The 20,094-nt window shown below is 60.6% G+C and carries 21 protein-coding genes; 12 read left to right on the top strand and 9 right to left on the bottom strand.

Annotated elements, in window-relative coordinates:
- The first annotated feature begins 132 nt into the window (after window positions 1–132).
- Together C5L13_RS24150 and C5L13_RS28840 are read left to right on the top strand one after the other, a co-directional pair.
- The gene (locus C5L13_RS24150) at window positions 133–645 is read left to right on the top strand and encodes a GNAT family N-acetyltransferase (RefSeq protein ID WP_105385852.1); all 513 of its coding nucleotides are present in this window, start codon (window positions 133–135) and stop codon (window positions 643–645) included.
- A gap of 94 nt (window positions 646–739) precedes the next feature.
- A complete protein-coding gene (locus tag C5L13_RS28840) occupies window positions 740–1,894 on the top strand; it encodes an HD-GYP domain-containing protein (RefSeq protein ID WP_158693516.1) in 1,155 nt (384 codons plus the stop codon).
- Between the two features lies 1 nt (window position 1,895).
- Here the strand turns inward: C5L13_RS28840 and C5L13_RS24140 are convergent, their stop codons facing one another.
- The 7 genes from C5L13_RS24140 to C5L13_RS24110 form a co-directional block, all read right to left on the bottom strand.
- Window positions 1,896–2,510, bottom strand: a complete 615-nt coding sequence (locus C5L13_RS24140; RefSeq protein ID WP_105385811.1) for a riboflavin synthase — start codon at window positions 2,508–2,510, stop codon at window positions 1,896–1,898.
- Window positions 2,510–3,604 carry a bifunctional diaminohydroxyphosphoribosylaminopyrimidine deaminase/5-amino-6-(5-phosphoribosylamino)uracil reductase RibD gene (ribD, locus tag C5L13_RS24135; protein ID WP_105385810.1) on the bottom strand — a complete coding sequence of 365 codons (1,095 nt, stop codon included), beginning with the start codon at window positions 3,602–3,604 and terminating at the stop codon, window positions 2,510–2,512. The genes C5L13_RS24140 and ribD overlap by 1 nt, the downstream gene beginning before the upstream one ends.
- 3 nt (window positions 3,605–3,607) lie before the next feature.
- Entirely contained in the window at window positions 3,608–4,087 is a 480-nt protein-coding gene (nrdR, locus tag C5L13_RS24130) for a transcriptional regulator NrdR (RefSeq protein ID WP_105372023.1), read from the bottom strand.
- A gap of 17 nt (window positions 4,088–4,104) precedes the next feature.
- On the bottom strand, window positions 4,105–5,394 hold the full coding sequence (glyA, locus tag C5L13_RS24125) for a serine hydroxymethyltransferase (protein WP_105385809.1): 1,290 nt from the start codon (window positions 5,392–5,394) through the stop codon (window positions 4,105–4,107).
- 174 nt (window positions 5,395–5,568) lie between these two features.
- The gene (locus C5L13_RS24120) at window positions 5,569–6,900 is read right to left on the bottom strand and encodes a L,D-transpeptidase family protein (protein ID WP_105385850.1); all 1,332 of its coding nucleotides are present in this window, start codon (window positions 6,898–6,900) and stop codon (window positions 5,569–5,571) included.
- 341 nt (window positions 6,901–7,241) lie between these two features.
- Window positions 7,242–7,757 (bottom strand): transcriptional regulator LdtR, encoded by a 516-nt coding sequence (gene ldtR, locus C5L13_RS24115; RefSeq protein ID WP_105372074.1) that lies wholly within the window; start codon window positions 7,755–7,757, stop codon window positions 7,242–7,244.
- 240 nt (window positions 7,758–7,997) lie between these two features.
- Window positions 7,998–8,429: a DUF6163 family protein gene (locus C5L13_RS24110; protein WP_105385808.1), complete on the bottom strand. Its 432-nt coding sequence runs from the start codon at window positions 8,427–8,429 to the stop codon at window positions 7,998–8,000.
- Window positions 8,430–8,549: 120 nt separating this feature from the next.
- On the opposite strand from C5L13_RS24110, the gene C5L13_RS24105 reads away from it, so the two are divergent.
- From C5L13_RS24105 to C5L13_RS24080, 6 genes are all read left to right on the top strand, one after another.
- The gene (locus C5L13_RS24105) at window positions 8,550–8,930 is read left to right on the top strand and encodes a cupin domain-containing protein (protein WP_205836881.1); all 381 of its coding nucleotides are present in this window, start codon (window positions 8,550–8,552) and stop codon (window positions 8,928–8,930) included.
- 86 nt (window positions 8,931–9,016) lie between these two features.
- On the top strand, window positions 9,017–10,027 hold the full coding sequence (hemB, locus tag C5L13_RS24100) for a porphobilinogen synthase (protein ID WP_105385807.1): 1,011 nt from the start codon (window positions 9,017–9,019) through the stop codon (window positions 10,025–10,027).
- 61 nt (window positions 10,028–10,088) lie between these two features.
- Window positions 10,089–10,547, top strand: a complete 459-nt coding sequence (locus C5L13_RS24095) for an RDD family protein (RefSeq protein WP_105385806.1) — start codon at window positions 10,089–10,091, stop codon at window positions 10,545–10,547.
- A 127-nt stretch (window positions 10,548–10,674) separates the two neighbouring features.
- A complete protein-coding gene (locus C5L13_RS24090) occupies window positions 10,675–11,436 on the top strand; it encodes an arginyltransferase (protein ID WP_105385805.1) in 762 nt (253 codons plus the stop codon).
- Window positions 11,437–11,565: 129 nt separating this feature from the next.
- On the top strand, window positions 11,566–11,787 hold the full coding sequence (locus C5L13_RS24085; RefSeq protein WP_105385804.1) for an AbrB/MazE/SpoVT family DNA-binding domain-containing protein: 222 nt from the start codon (window positions 11,566–11,568) through the stop codon (window positions 11,785–11,787).
- Window positions 11,784–12,173: a type II toxin-antitoxin system death-on-curing family toxin gene (locus tag C5L13_RS24080; RefSeq protein ID WP_105385803.1), complete on the top strand. Its 390-nt coding sequence runs from the start codon at window positions 11,784–11,786 to the stop codon at window positions 12,171–12,173. The genes C5L13_RS24085 and C5L13_RS24080 overlap by 4 nt, the downstream gene beginning before the upstream one ends.
- On the opposite strand, the gene parC is transcribed toward C5L13_RS24080, so the two are convergent.
- Window positions 12,174–14,426 (bottom strand): DNA topoisomerase IV subunit A, encoded by a 2,253-nt coding sequence (gene parC, locus C5L13_RS24075; protein ID WP_105385802.1) that lies wholly within the window; start codon window positions 14,424–14,426, stop codon window positions 12,174–12,176. It lies immediately after the preceding gene.
- 231 nt (window positions 14,427–14,657) lie between these two features.
- Here parC and C5L13_RS24070 point away from each other — a divergent pair, with 231 nt between their 5' ends.
- Complete coding sequence (locus C5L13_RS24070; RefSeq protein ID WP_105385801.1) at window positions 14,658–15,848, top strand: hypothetical protein; 1,191 nt, start codon at window positions 14,658–14,660, stop codon at window positions 15,846–15,848.
- Between the two features lie 69 nt (window positions 15,849–15,917).
- On the opposite strand, the gene C5L13_RS24065 is transcribed toward C5L13_RS24070, so the two are convergent.
- Entirely contained in the window at window positions 15,918–16,238 is a 321-nt protein-coding gene (locus C5L13_RS24065; RefSeq protein ID WP_105385800.1) for a DUF1236 domain-containing protein, read from the bottom strand.
- Window positions 16,239–16,390: 152 nt separating this feature from the next.
- On the opposite strand from C5L13_RS24065, the gene C5L13_RS24060 reads away from it, so the two are divergent.
- From C5L13_RS24060 to C5L13_RS24050, 3 genes are read left to right on the top strand one after another with little or no spacing between them, the layout of a single operon-like run.
- Complete coding sequence (locus tag C5L13_RS24060; RefSeq protein WP_245571446.1) at window positions 16,391–17,836, top strand: cytochrome P450; 1,446 nt, start codon at window positions 16,391–16,393, stop codon at window positions 17,834–17,836.
- Window positions 17,837–17,849: 13 nt separating this feature from the next.
- Complete coding sequence (locus C5L13_RS24055; protein ID WP_105385799.1) at window positions 17,850–18,854, top strand: lysophospholipid acyltransferase family protein; 1,005 nt, start codon at window positions 17,850–17,852, stop codon at window positions 18,852–18,854.
- 36 nt (window positions 18,855–18,890) lie between these two features.
- Window positions 18,891–20,036: a serine hydrolase domain-containing protein gene (locus C5L13_RS24050; protein ID WP_105385798.1), complete on the top strand. Its 1,146-nt coding sequence runs from the start codon at window positions 18,891–18,893 to the stop codon at window positions 20,034–20,036.
- Window positions 20,037–20,094: the final 58 nt, after the last annotated feature.

Below are 20,094 nucleotides of genomic sequence, written 5' to 3'. Positions count from 1 at the left end.
CAGGCCGCGGTCAAAACACGCGGCGGGCAGAATGGCAAGCGAATTTAGCTGATCGCAGGGATGCGAATCAGGAATATCTCCTTGGGCGGCGTTGTGGAAGCGGCCGCCTTTGATCCACCGGAGTTTGCGACAATGATCCCGACCATCGAAACCGAACGACTGATCCTGCGTCCGCATCGGCTCGATGAATTCGAAGCCTATGCCGACTTCTGGGCGGATCCCGAGGTGGTCCGTTTTATCACAGGCGTTCCCTCGACGCGCGAGAATAGTTGGGGGCGCATGTTGCGGGTCACCGGCATGTGGCACCTGATGGGATTCGGCTTTCTGGCGATCGAGGAGAAAGCGACGGGCCGCTTCCTCGGAGAGGCCGGTTTCCAGGACATGCGCCGGGAATTCCATCCATCGATCGAGGGAACGCTTGAAACCGGCTGGGCGCTCATTCCCGCCGTACACGGCCGCGGATACGCCACGGAAGCGGCCGGCGCCATGGTCGACTGGGGTACGACGCATTTCCCGCATATGGAAATGACCTGCATCATCAGCCCCAAAAACGACGCATCGCTTCGCGTCGCCGCCAAACTGGGTTTCCGCGAAACAGCAAGAACCGACTATCACGGACCAATCGTGGTAATGTCGCGCCACTGAACGGACGCTGCGGTGGTGCGAATTCTGGCACTTTTCTTTTATTAGTCAGTTTTAATATATAAAGAACCAGACAATCGGGAAGATGGACGTCCTCGTGAACCAGAATCCTTTTCCAGCCGATGGCGTGGATGACCTGATTTTGCAGATGTCCATGGCGCGCGGCATCGACGAGATCATGACGGTCCTGCGCCAATCCGTTCGCGAGCTGATCGATGCCGATGGAGTGAGCTTCGTCCTTCGGGAGAACGACAAGTGTTACTATGCCGACGAAGATGCGATCGCGCCGCTCTGGAAAGGCCAACGCTTCCCGCTGGAAAGCTGCATTTCGGGTTGGGCCATGAAACATGCCGAACTCGTCGTCATCGAGGATATCTATCAGGACGACCGAATTCCGCACGCTGTCTACCGAGATACCTTCGTCAAGAGTCTCATTGTCGTTCCGGTACGGAACGAGGATCCGGTTGGCGCAATCGAAGCCTATTGGGCCAGGGCGTGGCTTCCCTCGGAAGAAGCCGTCCGCCTTCTGCAACGGATAGCCAACAGCGCCGCCGTCGCGATGACCAATGTTCACCTGATCAACTCTCTTGCTGCGGCCAAGGAAGAAGCCGCCAGAGCCCGGGACGCGTTGATCCTGGCCATGGCGTCGCTTGCCGAAACGCGTGACCATGAAACCGGCAACCACATCCGCCGCACCCAGCATTACGTGCGCGCGCTTGCCGAAGCTTTGAAGGAGCAGGGAGTCTATGCCGAGGAGTTGACCGATGAGGCGATCGATCTTCTCTACAAATCCGCGCCGCTGCACGATATCGGCAAGGTCGGCATTCCTGACAGCATCCTCCTGAAGCCGGGCAAGCTCGATCCGCAGGAATACGAGGTGATGAAGAGCCATGCCGAACTCGGCCGCGCGGCGATCGCCACCGCGGAGCGCTATATGGGATCGGCCACGCCCTTCCTAAGCGTCGCTAGGGAAATCGCCCATACGCATCATGAGAAGTGGAATGGCACAGGCTATCCCCGAGGTCTTCGAGGGGAGGATATCCCGATCGGCGGCCGGATCATGGCGATCGCCGATGCCTACGACGCTCTGGTCTCGGAGCGAATATACAAACCGGCCATGTCGCATGAGGAAGCCGTCGACATCATCGTCAGGGATGCCGGGACACATTTCGATCCCGGCCTGGTTGCGGTCTTCGCAAGGATTGCCCCGAGGTTCGAGGAGATCCACCGGCAGTTTACCGACCAGGAATAGCTCAGGCCTTCGCAGGGAACTCCGCAAGGCGCGCCGCGTAACGCGCCATCGTATCCACCTCGAAATTCACCAGATCGCCGGCCTTGCGGTCGCCCCACGTGGTCACTGCAAGCGTGTGACGGATCAGCAGCACGTCGAAATCCGTCCCGGCGACGGCATTCACGGTGAGCGAGGTTCCGTCGAGACCGACCGACCCTTTTGGTGCAACTAAACGGGCAAGATGTTCCGGCGCCCGCAGCCGGATGCGGACCGCCTCTCCCTCCGATTCCACGGAGAGTATTTCAGCCGTACCATCCACATGCCCGGAGACGATATGGCCGCCGAGTTCGTCGCCGATCTTCAGCGCCCGCTCGAGATTGACGCGGGTGCCTTCCTTCCAGCTCCCGATCGTCGTCAGCCGCAGCGCCTCCTCCCACGCTTCTACCTCGAACCAGCGCTCGTTGCTGCCATCTGCCGGCAGGTTGGTGACGGTGAGACAGACGCCGCCATGGGCGATAGACGCTCCCATGTCGATCGTCTTAGGATCGTAGTTCGTCGCGATGCGCAGCTTGATGCCCTCGTCCATCGGGGTCAGTGCCGCAACCGTGCCGACATCGGTGACAATTCCGGTAAACATCAAAAACCTCTTTCGTAATCGAAACAACGGTCGGCGCCGAAGGTATCGTCGTGGATCAGCGCAAATCCAGTCGGCATATCGGATGGCGAGATGGGCGATTCAAGACCGCCTTCCCCGACCGTGCCCGTTCCCTGAAACAGCAGGATGCGATCGACGAGGTCCGCTTGGAGGAAGGCCGTAGCAACGGTCGCGCCGCCTTCCACCAGAAGCGAGGACATGCCGCGAACAGCAAGGATCGCCAGCAGGATATCGAGTTCGGTCGCGTCCATTATCTCGACGCCTGCCTCGGTCAGTTTCTCGCGCTTGTCTCCCTGGGCACCCCCCTCAACCTGCAAGGCAGACCCCGGCGCAGTCACAACGATCACCGGCACATCCCGCGCACTCTGCACCAGCTTGGAACCCAGCGGCAGTTCCAGCCGCCGGTCGAGCACGATGCGAGCCGGCGACCTGCTTTCGAGCCCGGGAATACGCACGGTCAGTTCCGGATCGTCCGACAGCACCGTACCGATGCCGACGAGGATCGCGTCGGTTTCGGCCCGCAGCCGGTGCACCTCGGCCCTTGCCTCAGGACCTGTAATCGCCACTTCCTCGCCGCGCCGGCCAAGCATGCCGTCGGCGGAAATTGCAAGCTTCAGAGTTACATGGGGGCGGCCTTTCGTCTGGCGCATGAGATAACCGGCAAGCGCCCGTCGCCCCTCGTCCTCCATAAGGCCTGACTCGACCGCAATGCCCGCATCGCGAAGGATCGCAAGCCCCCTGCCCGAAACCCGCGGATCCGGATCGGTCAGGCACACCACGACACGCGCGACGCCGGCGTTCACCAGCGCATTGGCGCAAGGGGGCGTGCGGCCGTAATGCGAGCAGGGTTCCAGCGTCACGTAAACCGTCGCCCCGCCTGCTCTCTCGCCTGCCATGTCGAGGGCTTGTGTTTCCGCATGCGGACGGCCGCCGGGAGCCGTCACCGCTTTGCCGACGATTTCGCCGTTCTTGACGACCACACAGCCGACGGAAGGATTGGTCCCCGTCAGCCCGGTATTCTGGCGCGAAAGGCGCAACGCCTCCGCCATGAATCGCCGGTCGTCAGACGTCGTCATTCCTCATGGCTCCAGGCCGGGATCGCGGGCGATCTTGGCGTTGATCTCTTCGATCACCTTCTCGAAATCTTCCGCATGAGAGAAATCCCGGTAGACGGAGGCGTAGCGGACAAACGCTACGTCATCGAGGCTCTTCAGCGCCTCCAGGACCTGCAGGCCGATCTCTTCGGACGAGATCTCGCTTTCGCCGGAGCTTTCCAGGCGACGCACGATCCCCGATACCGCCCGCTCGATCCGGTCATTATCCACCGGACGCTTGCGCAAGGCGATCTGGAAGGACCGCACCAGCTTGTTGCGGTCGAACGGTACCTTGCGGCCCGTCTTCTTCGTGACCATCAGTTCACGAAGCTGCACCCGTTCGAACGTAGTGAAACGGCCGCCGCAATCCGGGCAGATACGCCGCCGGCGGATGGATGTGAAATCCTCCGCCGGACGCGAATCCTTGACCTGCGTGTCTTCCGAACCGCAATAGGGGCAGCGCATCGGTTCTCCTTTGAGGATTACATATAGGGGTACATCGGGAACCGGTCGGTGAGCGACACCACCTTCTCCCGAACACCAGCCTCCACCGCTGCGTTGCCCTCGTCGGAATTGGCGATCTTCAACCCGTCGAGGACTTCGACGATGAGGTTGCCGATCTCCTTGAACTCAGCTTCCTTGAAACCGCGCGTCGTGCCGGCCGGAGTGCCGAGACGGATACCGGAGGTTACGAAGGGCTTTTCCGGATCGAAGGGGATGCCGTTCTTGTTGCAGGTGATGTAGCCGCGGCCGAGCGCTGCCTCCGCCCGCTTGCCGGTGGCGTTCTTCTTGCGCAGGTCGACCAGCATCAGGTGATTGTCGGTGCCGTCGGAAACGATATCGAGACCGCCGGCCTTGAGCGTTTCGGACAGCGCCTTGGCGTTCTTGACGATCTGTGCGGCATAGTCCTTGAAGTCCGGCTGCAAGGCTTCGCCGAAAGCAACCGCCTTGGCGGCGATGATATGCATCAGCGGACCGCCCTGGAGGCCAGGGAAGACAGCCGAATTGAATTTCTTGGCCAGTTCGTCGTCATTGGTGAGGATGACGCCGCCGCGCGGGCCGCGGAGCGACTTGTGCGTGGTCGTGGTGGCGACATGGCAGTGCGGGAACGGCGACGGATGCTGGCCGCCGGCAACGAGACCGGCGATATGGGCCATGTCGACCATCAGATAGGCGCCGACCGAGTCGGCGATCTCGCGGAACCGCTTCCAGTCCCAGATGCGGGAATAGGCCGTGCCGCCGGCGATGATGAGCTTCGGCTTATGCTCTTCCGCCTTTTTCTGCACCTCGTCCATGTCGAGCAGGTTATCGCCTTCGCGCACGCCGTAGGAGACGACGTTGAACCACTTGCCCGACATGTTGACCGGCGAGCCGTGCGTCAGGTGACCGCCCGAATTGAGGTCCAGGCCCATGAAGGTGTCGCCCGGCTGCAGGAGCGCCAGGAAGACCGCCTGGTTCATCTGCGAACCGGAGTTCGGCTGAACGTTGACGAAGTTGACGCCGAACAGCTTCTTGGCGCGCTCGATCGCAAGTTCTTCGGCGATATCCACGAACTGGCAGCCGCCGTAATAGCGCTTGCCCGGATAACCTTCCGCATACTTGTTCGTCATGATCGAGCCCTGCGCTTCAAGCACGGCGCGGGAGACGATGTTTTCCGAAGCGATCAGCTCGATCTCGTGGCGCTGGCGACCCAGCTCCTTCTCGATCGCACCAAAAATCTCCGGGTCCGAGTCGGCAAGCGGGCGAGAGAAGAAAGCATCGGTGTTCGACATGGGCGAGGCTCCTCAAAGGGGTGTGCATGCGATGTCGCGTCTTAGCGTTCCACCTTCGCGAGAGCAATACGGGGAACGACATTTGGCAGCCGGAAGGCGCGGCGGGACCATCTGGAAACGAAAAAGCCGCACCCTTCGACGATGCGGCTTTCCACTTGGCAATTCACCGCGCGCTTATTGCGGCAGCATGTCGTCCTCGATCGACCCGGCCGGCTTTTCGATACCGGTCGTGGTCTGCAGCGCCAGTTCCTGGTTGCCGTCGCGCTCGTAGATGTCGTCGCGGAACTGGACCACGCGGTCCTTCGCCGACCATGCCGTAATATAGACGATGTAGACCGGCACTTCCTGCGTAAGCTTGATCGGCGTGTTCTGGCGGGTCGAGATCACGCGTTCGATCTCCTGGCGCGACCAGCCTGTCGTGTCGCGCAGCAGCCAGCTAATGAGGTCGCGGACGTTCTGCACCCGCACGCAGCCGGACGATTCGAAGCGCATCAGCTTGTTGAACAGGCCCTGCTGGGGCGTGTCGTGCATGTATTCGTTGTTCGGATTGTGGAAGTTGATCTTCGTCGACGCCATGGCATTGATCTTGCCGGGGTCCTGCCGGAACATCAGGTTCGGCGCCTTGGGCGCGAACCAATCCACGGTTTCCGGGGCAACTTCGCCGCCCTTGCCGTCGATCAGGCGGATGTTGTTGCGCGCCAGATAGGTCGGATCCTTGCGCATCAGCGGCACGATGTCCTTTTCGACGATCGAACGCGGCGCGGTCCAATAGGGGTTGAGGATGACTTCGTAGATTTTCGAATTGATGGCGTGGGTCGGGCGGTCGATACGACCGACGACAGCGCTGTTGCGCAGTGCCACGCGGTCGTTTTCCACTGCCTCGATATAGGCGGCCGGGATATTGACCATGACATAGCGCAGGCCGAGATCGCCCGACATGGACTGCAGCCGGACCAGATTGGTTTCCAACTGGCGCAGGCGCACGTCAGCCGGGATGTTCATCGCCTTTACGGTGAACTCGCCGAGCACGCCATCGGCGGGAAGGCCGTGACGCGCCTGGAAGCGCTTTACCGCGCCATCGACATAGGAATCGAAGGAAGAGGACATTCCCGCTTCCCGCGGAAGATCGCCGGAAATCGCCAGGCGCTGGCGCAGCACCTGCACGCTCGGATCGACCACGCCGATCTTGAGCTTCTGCCCGGACGGGTTGATCTCCGGCCAGCCGCCGCCCGAGACGATCTGCTGGTAGTCCATGATCGCCTGCTGAATGTTGGCAGGGCCGCTCGGTCCAAGAACCGGGTTGTTGGAGACGACGTTGACGGCTGTTCGCGACGCCGCCTTCGCGTCGAACTGGTCGTCCCAGGTGCCGCGGCGCGGCGCATTGATCAGATCGTCGACCGCCGACTGGGCGAAAACGGGTGCCGCAAGCGCGGCAGCACCGGCAGAAACGGCCGAACGCAGCAACGCGCGGCGGGAAAGAGCTTCAGATCCGATCTTCTTCGACATCATACTACCCATCTGGTCCCGAGCATCATCAAGACGCCTACAGGGATATGGTTAACAAACGCGCAAAGGTAAAGCGCCGCCGGCAAAGGCCTCATCGTCATCGCGGGTGTCGTGAAGAGAGAATTTCCGCCGGCCCATTCCCTTCAGCCGGTCCCATAGCAATATGGCGAATTGGTGTCAGGTACTGTCGCGTCACAATGACGTGTTGGCTCCGGATTTGCTGCTCTCCGCCACGAAACGCGAGAACCGGATACGCAGGGACGTATCCGGTTCCGATCGCTGATGGAGGTCTTCTGGCCAGCCGCCGCCTCGTGGATAAGGCCGCGGACGGTTTGGTCCGATTACAGGCGATAGAGGATCTGGTCGTTCCAGAAGCGGTCGAGACGCTGCAGGAGCTTGTTCATCTGGCCGAATTCGCCTTCGCCGATGCCGCCGACCTTTTCGATGGAGCCGATATGGCGCTCGTAAAGCTTGGCGACGGTTTCTGCGATCTCCTGACCGTCCGGGGTCAGGCTGATGCGGACCGAGCGACGGTCGATGCGCGAACGCTGGTGGTTGATGAAGCCGAGATCGACCAGCTTCTTGACATTGTAGGAGACGTTCGAGCCGAGGTAGTAGCCGCGGGAGCGCAGCTCGCCGGCGGTCAGTTCGGAATTGCCGATGTTGAACAGCAGGAGAGCCTGCACGGCATTGACGTCGTCACGACCCTGGCGGTCGAACTCGTCCTTGATCACATCGAGAAGGCGGCGGTGGAGACGTTCCACCAGATGCAGCGACTCCATATACAGGGAGCGGATGGTTTCTTCATGCGTATCTGCTACTGCCGGTGCCGCCTGCGGCTTCAGTTTCGTGTTCATCATGACTGCCTCACTCTGTTTTGTTTGGCGGTGTTTGTTTTCTTCCCGCCTTGAGACAGACACTATCCAATACGCATAAAATTCGACTTAAAACATAGGCCTAACAAAAGCTTAACACGTTCCTTCGAATTCCCGCCGCCAATTGCAGCACTTTGGAGCCCCCTCCTTCGCCTATTGTTTTTCAATGACTTAGCGGCAAATTTTCCGTCAAATCCAGGCGTCAAAGCTTTAATTTCAGGGTTACTCAATCCTTACCCGCTCGGCTTTCCGGCGCGCTTCGATCCATAAAGAGAGGCGGAAAACGACGTAAAGCGCGGCGACGAGCCCATGCATCAGGGGCACGAGGCGGTTGTGTCCGAAAATGTCCGGCCAGACCATATACATCAGAACCTGCGAGGCGGCGGCGAGCGCCCAGAGCACAGGCCCCCAGGAGACCGTCAGCCAGAGACCGAGCGAGGCGACCGGGAAAAGCACCGCAAGCGAAGAGGCCGCCACCTTCCAGGGAAGGGTCAGCAGATCGAAGCGCGCCGCGCCATGCAGAGAATAGCCAACAAGCATCGCCCAATACTGCAGACCGAACCAGAAGCAGGCGACCGCGATCATCCGCAGGAAGACCACGTAAAGGATTTCGGTCAGGGTGCGCCTCGGCGCCATCGGTGAATCAGGTTCCATACACTCCACCATATCGGGGACTTGCCCCGCTCGCCAGTATTTGGACCCGAACCTGCACGAACGTTCAAGAGCAAGCACGAGCTGGCTGTTAGGTATCGCCATCCACCAAAGGAGCCATCAGTGAGCAATAACAACCCATCCCGCGCCTCGATCAACCTCGCCGAAAAGCTCGGGCGAATTGAGGATTTCTGGCAGCCCCGCGTGGTCGCCGAAATGAACGACTACCAGTTCAAATTGGTGCGCATCTCCGGCGACTTCATCTGGCACGACCACCCGGAGACCGACGAAACCTTCATCGTTCTCGAAGGCGTTCTGCGCATCGATTTCCGCGATGGTTCGGTCACCATCGGTGCGGGAGAGATGTTCGTCGTTCCCAAGGGCGTAGAGCACAAGCCGTTTGCGGAAAGCGAGGTGAAGATGATGCTGATCGAACCGCGCGGCACTCTGAATACGGGGAATGAGGGCGGTGACCGGACCGCTCGGAACGATCTCTGGATCTGAGCGAGGCCTGCGGCGATCCCGCCCATTCATAAACACGGCACCTCGTGTTATGGAGCGCCGCAAGACCAGACGAACGGAGATCAGCCATGGACAAGACGCATCTCGTCGACGAGATCACTGGCCACCGCCGCATGCGACGCAACCGCAAGGCTGACTGGACGCGCAGGCTGGTGCAGGAAAACCGGCTGACGGTGGACGATCTGATCTGGCCGATCTTCATCGTCCCGGGCACCGGCATCGTCGACCCGATCGCCGCCATGCCGGGCGTCAGCCGCATGAGCATCGACAAGGCGGTCGAAGCGGTGAGAGAGGCCGCCGATCTCGGCATTCCTGCAATCGCTACATTTCCGGATATCGAGATGGAACTGCGCGACGAGACCGGTTCCAACAGCCTCGTCGCCAACAACCTGATCAACCAGGCGACCGCGGCCATCAAAAAGGCCGTTCCGAATATCGGCATCATCACGGACGTCGCTCTGGACCCGTTCACCAGCCACGGCCACGACGGCATCCTGCGTGACGGCATCATCGTCAACGACGAGACGGTCGACCAGATCGTCAAGGCGGCCGTGATGCAGGCGGATGCCGGCGCCGACATCATCGCGCCGTCGGAAATGATGGACGGCCGCATCGGCGCGATCCGCCGCGGGCTCGATGCCGCCGGCCACCAGGACGTCGGCATCATGTCCTATGCGACGAAATTCTCCTCCGGTTTCTACGGACCCTATCGCGAGGCGATCAACACGAGCGGCCTCCTGAAAGGCGACAAGAACAGCTACTACATCTCGCCTGCCAACGGCACCGAGGCTGTCCGCGACGCGGCGCTCGATGTGGAGGAAGGCGCCGACATGCTGATGGTGAAACCGGGCCTCGCCTATCTCGACATCTGCTGGCGTATCAAGGAAGCCTTCGGGCTTCCGACGTTCGCCTATCAGGTTTCCGGCGAATACACGCAGATCAAGGCTGCCGCGATGAACGGCTGGATCGACGGCGACCGGATCATGATGGAGACCCTGCTCTGCTTCAAACGCGCCGGCTGCGACGGCATCCTCACTTATTTCGCGATCGAGGCGGCGAAAAAGCTGTCGAAGGGGTGAGCCTTGTGGCGGGCGATCAAGCCCCCCATATTCATTCCTGACAAACAGGAGCCCGACATCGATGAGCCTCGACCCCAACCCGACCTATGCCGCACCGGATGACTGGCGCGCCTATAGCGGCGTGCTCTCCCGGCGGGTCTTCGCCTTCATCATCGACTACCTCATCGTGCTGCTTCTCTGCATCCCGGCGGCGGTCGTCGTCTTCTTCCTCGGCATCATCACGCTCGGCCTCGGCTTCATGCTCTACCCGGCCCTCTTCGTGATCGTGGCGCTGCTCTATTTCGGCCTGACGCTCGGCGGGCCAAGCCAGGCCTCGCCAGGCATGCGCGCGATGGGCCTTGCCATGACACGCCTGGACGGACGACGGATCGACTTCCTGACGGCCATCGCGCATACCGTGATCTTCTGGATCATCAATTCGGTGCTGACGCCCCTCATTCTCCTGGCAGGCCTCTTTATCGAGCGCTCGCGCCTTGTTCACGACCTGCTTCTCGGCACCGTCGTCATCCGAACGGCTTAAACACCGGTCACTGGCGAAAAGTTTATCAACTGGGTTATGCTGCTGGAGGCGGCATATGGTTGACGTTTAACTTTTATGCGCCATGCTACGACATTTACGACAATAAAGACGGGACCACCGCGACTCGATGAACACCCAGGCGACGCCCTCACCGCAGTTTTATCTGACGGCTCCGGCAGTTTGTCCGTATCTACCGGGTGAAATGGAGCGCAAGGTCTTCACGCACCTGGTAGGCCCCCGGGCTGCGGAGATGAACGATCTTCTTACGCAAGGCGGCTTCCGACGATCGCAGAACATCGCTTATCGCCCCGCCTGCGAATCCTGCCGCGCCTGCATTTCCGTCCGCATCCTCGCCAATGACTTCGAGCCCAATCGCTCGATGCGGCGTGTGCTCGCCACGAACAATGATCTCGTCTCGACCGTCTTTCCGGCACAACCCTCCACGGAACAGTTCTCGCTCTTCCGTCGCTATCTGGACGACCGGCATCAGCGCGGCGGCATGTCCGACATGTCTGCGCTCGACTACGCGATCATGGTTGAAGACACGCATGTGAACACGCGCATCATCGAATACCGAAAACGCGAGCCTGGCTCCGGTATCAGCGAGCAGCCGAAGGGCGAATTGATGGCGGTGGCCCTCACCGACATGATGAGCGACGGGCTGTCGATGGTTTATTCCTTCTTCAATCCGGAGCATGAAAAACGCTCGCTCGGGACCTTCATGATCCTCGACCACATCGAGCGCACGAGGTCGCTCGGGCTTCCCCACATCTATCTCGGTTACTGGGTCAAGGGCTCCGCGAAGATGGGCTACAAGACGCGCTTCCAGCCGCAGGAGCACCTGACGCCGAGGGGCTGGGAGATTTTCGATTCGTCGTCGGAAGCCTGAAAATCGAAATCAATTGTGAAGAATCACGCGAATTCTGATCCGCTTTCGCATCGGCAGGACTACCTTCATTGATTGCCCACGAGTTTGCGGCATGTTATAACGTCGTTGCAACGAGCAGGAGTTCGAGCCATGAACGTTACTATCCGCAAAATCGGAAATTCCGAAGGTATCATTATTCCCAAAGAAGTCCTGGATCGGATGGGATTGAAGACCGGGGATAGCCTGGAAGTTCGTGAAAACGGCCTCAACATCGAACTCGTTCCAGAGCATGCCGATCTATCAGAGCAGCTGAAGGCAGCTAGGTTGGGCATGCAAAAATACCGCGTCGCCTTGAGAGAGCTTGCCAAGTGAAAGTCATCAAATGGCTTTCACGGCAAGCTATCGAGATAATCCATCAGGAACAACTAGCGGAGCATGGCGGTCTGCCCGGACTTGAGGACGAGAACGCCTTAGAAGCTGCACTTGCCCGGCCGCTGCATAAACACGCTTATGGAGAGGACGACGTCTTTCTACTAGCGGCGGCGTATCTTTATGGCTTCGCCCGCAACCATCCGTTCTCCGATGGCAACAAAAGAACCGCCTATCTCGCCGCCTTCACGTTCTTGCTTATCAACGGCTACCTTATCGAAGCAAGACAGGCCGAAGTTATCGAGTTCGTCCTAGCCGTCGCCGCTGGAGAAATCGATAAGGAAGGTGCGACGCGTTTCCTGCGCGATCACGCCATCCCCTATCCCTAATCACCCTACGAATTTGCCGCTTCTCGGAAAGCCCTTCGGCACGGCGCGGCCGGCGGTGGCGCGGTCACCCAGCCATTCCAGGAGCTCGTCCTTGTTACGGGTGAACGAGCGGCCGGCGCTGTCCTCCCAGGAAAGCCCTTCCGCCATCGCAAAACACTTGATGTCGGAAATGCCGCCGTCCTTGTAGCGCTGCAGGCGAACGCCCTTGCCACGGCTCATCTCCGGAAGTTGAACGAGCGGGAACACCAGCATCTTGCGGTTCTCGCCGACGACCGCGACATGGTCGCCGGTTACCGGGACGACGAGTTTGGCCTCTTCGAGTGCACCGACATTCATGATCTGCTTGCCCTTGCGGGTATTGGCGATCATTTCGCTTTCCGCCACGACGAAGCCGTTGCCGGCAGTCGAAGCAAGAATAAGCTTGCGTGACGGGTCGTGCACGAAAGCGGTCAGGATGTCCTGATCGTTCTCCATATCGACCATGATGCGCACCGGCTCCCCATGGCCACGTCCGCCGGGCAGCTTGTCGGCGCCGAGCGTATAGGCCTTGCCGCCCGTTGTGACCAGCAGCAGCTTGTCGGTGGTCTGCGCCGGGAATGCTAGCTTCGGCCCGTCTCCTTCCTTGAAGGTCAGGCTCGACGTATCGGACATATGCCCCTTCAACGCGCGGATCCAACCCTTCTGGGAAACGACGACGGTGACCGGCTCTTTCTCGATCATCGCCTGCTGGATAGCCTCGACATCGGCTTCCGGCGCTTCCGCGAACTGGGTGCGGCGGCGGCCGAGTTCGGTCGCCTTGGCATATTTCTTCTTCACCTCCTGGATTTCCCAGGCCACGGTCTGCCACTGCTTTTCGTCGGAAGCGAGCAGCGCTTCGATATCCGCCTTTTCCTTCGAGAGATTGTCGTGCTCGGTCCGGATCTCGAACTCTTCGAGCTTGCGCAAGGCGCGCAGCCGCATGTTGAGGATCGCCTCGACCTGCACGTCGGTGAGCGACCAGCGGGCCATCATCACCGGCTTCGGCTCGTCCTCTTCACGGATGATGCGGATCACCTCGTCGATATTGAGATAGGCGACAAGCAAGCCGCCAAGAATTTCAAGGCGCCGGTCGATCGCGGCCAGCCGGAAGCGGGAACGGCGGACCAGCACGTCCTTGCGATGCGCCAGCCATTCGATCAGCACTTCGTTGAGCGCCATGACCTTCGGCACGCGCCCCATTGAAAGCACATTCATGTTGAGCGGGAAACGATTCTCCAGCTCGGTCAGCTTGAAAAGCGATTCCATGAGCAGCGTCGCGTCGACCGTCCGGTTTTTCGGCACAAGCACGATGCGGACATCTTCCGCCGATTCATCGCGGACGTCTTCGAGCAGCGGCAGTTTCCGCGCGATCAACAGCTCGGCGATCTTTTCGATCAGCCGCGATTTCTGCACCTGGAACGGGATTTCGGTGACGATGATCTGGTATCCACCGCGACCGAGATCCTCCGTCTCCCACTTGGCACGCACGCGGAAGCCGCCGCGACCGGTCTTGTAGGCCTCGATGATCGACTCACGGCCGTCGATGATGATGCCGCCTGTCGGCAGATCGGGACCGGGCACGAACTCGACGAGCTTTTCGACCGTTGCGTCGGGATGCTTGATCAGATGCAAAGCCGCATCGCAAAGCTCATGGGCGTTATGCGGCGGGATCGATGTCGCCATGCCCACCGCGATGCCAGACGTGCCGTTCGCCAGAAGATTGGGAAAAGCACCCGGCATGACGACAGGTTCGTCATCTTCCTCGTTGTAGGTCGGCCGGAAATCAACGGCGTCCTGCTCGATCCCCTCGAGCAGCAAGGCCGCCACGTCGGTCATCCGCGCTTCGGTATATCGGTAGGCGGCGGCGTTATCGCCATCGATATTGCCGAAATTGCCCTGCCCGTCGACCAGCGGGTAACGCTGGGAGAAATCCTGGGCCAGGCGAACGAGCGCATCATAGACCGACTGGTCGCCGTGCGGATGGAATTTACCGATGACATCGCCGACGATACGGGCGCATTTCTTGAAGGCGGAGTTCGGGCGGATGCCCATCTCGCTCATGGCGTGGATGATGCGCCGGTGCACCGGCTTCAACCCGTCGCGCACGTCCGGCAGGGCGCGATGCATGATGGTGGAAAGCGCATAGGCGAGATAACGCTCTTCGAGCGCCGCCTTGAGGTCCACCGGAAGAATGTGGTCGCCGCCGTCACCGGGCGGATTTACGATTTGTCCCATTCCCCTTGACTAGCGGAAAGCCCGTTTCACAGCAAGAATCACTGGCAAAGCGCCTGTGGAGAACAATGAAGGCGGTGTATTTTACCGTTCGTTTACCTTCCGGCGGAAGCCGCAATTTTGCCCAGAGGAATGTGGAACAAAGCGATGGACGTTTTAATGCCGTCGCCTATAACTGCCGCCCTCAACCTCGACATCCGCAAATCGCGGACACTATGCCCCAGGAGGAATATTATGAAATACTACAGCAATGCCCGGCTTCTTCTCGCCAGCGCAGCTTTCGTGACCTTCTCCGGGCAGGCCTTGGCCCTGGACGGCAACGATGTTCTGGCCAAGATCAACAACGCCCTCTCCGCTCAGGGCGGCACCGGCCTTTCCGCGGAGAAGGTCGTCACCAGCGGTTCGGACGTTACCCTGACCAATGCCAAGTTCACGGTCGTCTCCGCTAAGGAGAGCGTTCCGCTCGGCACTATCGTCCTGAAGGGCGTAGAGGAAGACAACGGCAGCTACCACGTCGAGACGGTGACGTTCGACAATGTCAACATCACCAAGGATGGCGTCGGCTTCACCTCATCGGATCTGTCCATCAGCGGCCTTTCCGTCCCGGCGGATCCGACCGGCAACACGATCGACGCCGTGCTGCTCTATGATGAGGCCCATGTCGGCTCGACGACGGTGACGATCGACGGCAAGCAGGCCTTCTCGATCGGCGAAACCACCATGACCTCCGAAGTCGCCGAGGATGAATCCGCGCTGGATTTCGACGTCAAGGTCAAGGACATCAAGGGTGACCTAAGCCTGGTCGAGGATGCCAAGGCAAAGGAGGCGCTCCAGCAGCTCGGCGTCAAGGCGCTCGATGGCAGCATCAGCATGGTGGGCCGCTGGGAACTCGAGCCGGGCACGCTCGATCTTGAGGAATATGCATTCGACTTCGCCAATATCGGCCGTCTCAACCTTGCCATGAGCTTCTCGGGCTACACCCTTGATTTCATCAAGTCCCTGAACGAAACGACAAAGGCCATGGAGGCCAATGCCAACAAGGAAGAGGCCCAGCAGGCGGCGGGTCTCGCGATGCTCGGCCTCATGCAGCGGCTGACGTTCAACAGCATGGAAATCCGTTTCGAGGACGCGGGTATTACAAAGCGCGCGCTCGACTATGCGGGCAAGCAGCAGGGCACGACGGGCGAGCAGATGGCGCAGATGCTGAAGGGCATGACGCCGCTCATGCTCGCGCAATACAATGTCCCGGAACTGCAGAACATGCTGACGGCGGCCGTCAACACCTATCTCGACAAGCCCGGCAGCTTCACCGTCACCGCCGAGCCGGCAGAGGGTGTGCCTTTCCCGATGATCATGGGCGCCGCCATGGGGGCGCCGAACACCTTGCCGCAGGTGCTGGGCGTGAAGGTCACAGCGAACGACTGATATCTAAAACAGCAAGAAACCCGGCGAGCGATCGCCGGGTTTCTTTTCAGCGTCTATTCAACCTGAAACTTATTCCAGCACCTGAATGACGGCGCGGGTCTGAGGATTGACGATAACGCGGCGGTCATTGACAACCGTATAGGCATAGTCCGAATGGCCTTGAACGGTATGCACTTCGACCGTATCCGGCAGAGTGCTGCCGACAGCGATCGTGCCTTCATAGGCTATTGAGGGAACACTCTGTTCCATCACATAGGTGCGGACCTCACCGGGAAGAACGACTGTCGAGCTCGTCGTTACCGGGTCCTGCGTGATGACCGTCGTCTGAGCGTAGGCGGCGCCCGAAAGGGCAATCAGAGCCGCGGACGCGGCCAGCAGAGTCTTGCGCATGTTTCTTCTCCCTGTGCTACTGCTGCCCTAACAACACAAGCGCCGGAAGATGGTTCCGTAATCCCGTATTGCCTCCCGTGATACTCCGTGGGCACCTTGACCCGGACGGAGGTGCAGGCGAAAACCCGCTACGGCGGCGCTGCGGGATGCCAATGACTGCCGGTTTGATGAAAGGCTCTTATCTGATGCTGTCGTGGCGCGCTGCGGAAACCCGGACGATCGAGACGCTCAACGCGCCCAAAAAGCGGCTGGAGCCGGCACGCGCCTCCTACTACGCCGGCCAGCCCGGCAACCAGCTCCAACGGCTTTTGACCGCCCGGCGCGATTTTCTGTCGATCTGGCGACAGAACGACTATTCCGAGCGGAACTCCGAGATCAAGCTTCTCGGGCGCCAGGTCATGGTGGTGAATTCTCCGGAAGCGATCAAATATGTGGTCGCCACCCGTCACGAGAACTTCGAGCGCAAATCCCCGCAGATGCGTCGCGCGCTGGAATATCTCCTGGGCGACGGTCTGTTCATCTCGGATGGCGAAACCTGGAAACAGCGGCGCCCGCTCGTCTCAGATATCGTCCATAAGCACCGCGTTCCCGCCTTCGGCGCGATCATGACCAATACATCGCTCGAGCTCGTCGAGCGCTGGAACGCGCTTGGTGACGGCGCTACGGTCAACGTCCTCTATGAAATGGCGGGGCTGACGGCCGAGATCATTTCCCGCAGCGTCTTCGGGAACGACCTGGGGCAGGAAAGCGCCGACATGGTGACCGAGGGCTTTACCAGCTATCAGGCGCTGATCGATTCCATCAATATCGGCTATTTCCTCGGCTTCGATGAAGGCCTGCCGCAGTTCCGCACCCCCTCCCTCCGCCGTTCGGTCAAGCGCATTCACCAGATCATCGACCGCGTGATCGAGGATCATCTGGCAGGCAAGGGCGACGACAATTCCATGGTGGAATTGCTGATCCGTCGGCAGAAGCGCAATCCCGAGCTGAACCTCGATGTCGTCGCATTGCGCAACGAAGCGGCGACCATCTTCATGGCCGGCCACGAGACGACAGCGGCAACGCTGACCTGGGCATGGTATCTGCTGTCCAAAGCTCCCTGGGTCGAGGAGGCGGTACATGCGGAGATCGAAGAGGTCTGCGGCAGCAACGTGCCGACCGTTGCCGACGTGCCGAAGCTCAAATGGTGCACGGCGGTCATCGAGGAAACGCTGCGGCTCTATCCGCCGGTTCCGATCCTCGCCCGGCAGGCCAAGCAGGCCGATCGCGTCGGCGATATCGACGTGAAGCCGGCTGCCCTCGTCATGATCGTGCCGTGGCTTCTGCACCGCACACCCTCGCTTTTCGACGATCCTCACGTCTTCAAGCCGGAGCGGTTTATCGAAAGACGGCCGGTGCCTTACAGCTACATCCCCTTCGCCAGCGGGCCGCGCATATGCCCCGGGCTGCAGTTCGGCCTGACGGAGGCCATCCTCTGCCTCGCGGTGCTGGCGCAGAGGTTCCGCCTGCGGGTGCCGGAAGACCATCAGGTGGAACCGGTCTGCCGACTGACGCTCAGGCCGCGCGGCGGGCTGCCGGTGAAATTGCACAGACGGTGAAAAGGGTCGAAGCATGAACCACCGCGATGCCCCTGAAACATCGGCCAGAAAGCGCAAGGCGTGGCGGTTCACCGCGGAGCAGGCTCCACCTCTCTCCGACCTTTTCGCAACCGCAGACGAGCGCAGGAAGTTTCGTCGCTATTGGATCGACGACAACCTTGGCAATGCACTCGATCTTCTGGTGCATTTCGGGCTGAAGCTGCTCACGATGGACGCATGCTCGAATTTCGGCCGATGGCTCGGACCTTTTGCGATCCCAAGGTTCCACCAGGTCGCAGTCAAGCGGGGCCGCGCGACCCTTGCGCGCCTCCTGCCGGAAAAAAGCGAAGCGGAACGGGAAGCCATCCTGCGCCGGAATCAGGAAGCCCAGGGCAGGATCATGACGGAGTTTTCGGTGATCAACCGACTTCTTCGTCATCCGGACCGGATCAAGCTTCACGATTTCCACCGGCTTGTCGATTCCGTCCGCGCCGGCCCCACGATCATTGTCGGGATGCATTTGGGCAATTGGGAGATCGGGCCGACGATCCTGCACAGCGAAGGCATCCGACCCTATGCGAACTACATCCCTCCAAAAGGCCGGGCGAAGGCCTGGATTTCGGAGCGCGTGAGGCGCAAGGGCGGCCTGAACTTCCTGCCGCCCGGCGTTCAGGGCATAAGGCCGGCGGTCAAGGTGCTCAAGGAGGGCGGCGTCATCTCGATGTTCTGCGACGAAGGCGTTTCCGGAAAAATCCGCGGGCCGTTCTTCGGCCGCAAGCCGCATCTGGAAGGCAATCTGGCCGTTGCGATCCGGTTGGCAAGGCTGTCGGGTGCAAGGATCTGCCCCTGGTACAACATCCGCACCGAAGGTTTCCGTTTCGAAGCGCATTTCCTGCCGCCGATCACGTTGCCGGCGGAAGACAAGCCCGGATCGCGCCTGTTGGACGACGTGACGCTGCTCAACGACGCCATCGAGCCTGTCATCCGCGCGCATCTCGATCAGTGGTATTTCCTCGACAACGCCTTAACTGATGCATGATCCTTAACTTCTGCTGCCAGCAAAAGGGTTTCCGTCATGAATCTTTCCTTTTCCGAGACACGCCACGCCGCCATCGATGAAGTGATCGACACCGCGCTGACCTCGAAGCGGCTGGTCGGAACCGTCGTCCTCGTCGCAAAGGACGGCGAGATCGTCTATCGGCGCGCCGCGGGCCTTGCCGACCGCGAGGCCGGCATTCCGGTCAAGGAGGACACGATCTTCCGGCTCGCCTCCATCACCAAGCCGATCGTGACGATCGCCGCCATGCGGCTTGTGGAACAGGGCCGAATCGGACTGGACGACCCCGTGACGACGTGGCTGCCGGATTTTCGCCCCCGCCTCGAAGACGGCCGCGAGCCGGTCATCCTCATCCGCCATCTGCTGACCCACACGTCCGGCCTCAGCTATTGTTTCGCAGCGGAGAACGGCCCTTATGTGCGCGCCGGAGTATCCGACGGCGTCGATCAGCCGGGGCTGTCGCTTGCCGAAAACCTGCGCCGTATCGCGAGCGCGCCCCTGCTCTTCGAACCCGGTACCGGCTGGCAATACTCCGTCTCGATGGACGTCCTCGGCGGGGTCATCGAGAAGGAGACAGGCAAACGACTGGGCGACGTGGTCCAGGAACTCGTGATGCAGCCGCTCGGTCTCTCCGATACGGCGTTCACTGTCGTCGATAGAGACCGGCTGGCTGCCGCCTATGTCGACGGCACGCCCGAGCCGAAGCGCATGGGCGAGACTGAAAAGGTATGGGCGCTGGACGGATTCGTGACCTTTGCGCCTGACCGCATCTTCAACCTCGACTCTTTCCATTCCGGTGGCGGCGGCATGGCGGGCACCGTCGCCGACGTGCTCACCATATTGGAGACGATCCGCAAGGGCGGCGCGCCGCTGCTTTCCGAAAAGACCGTGAAGGAGATGACGACCAACCAGGTCGGCGCGTTGCTCGAACCGACGCGGCCGGGCTTCGGTTTCGGCTTCGGCTGGGCGGTCATCCTCGACCCTCAAGCCGCAGGCCTTCCGGTTTCACCCGGCAGCCTGCAATGGGGCGGCGTCTATGGCCACCACTGGTTCATCGATCCGGTCAGGAATGTCACCGCCGTTGGGCTTACCAATACCACGCTCGAAGGCATGTGGGGCCAGTTCACGCTCGACCTGAAAAAGGCTGTCAGCGCCTCTTTCTAGCGGATGCAGGGCGGTATGAATCAAAAAGCCCGGCTCATCACCGGGCTTTTCTCTATTC

Source organism: Neorhizobium alkalisoli, from assembly GCF_002968635.1.
GTDB classification, from domain to species: domain Bacteria; phylum Pseudomonadota; class Alphaproteobacteria; order Rhizobiales; family Rhizobiaceae; genus Neorhizobium; species Neorhizobium alkalisoli.
The sequence above is the reverse complement of the archived record's forward strand: the minus strand, read 5'-3'. Positions and strand labels throughout refer to the sequence as shown.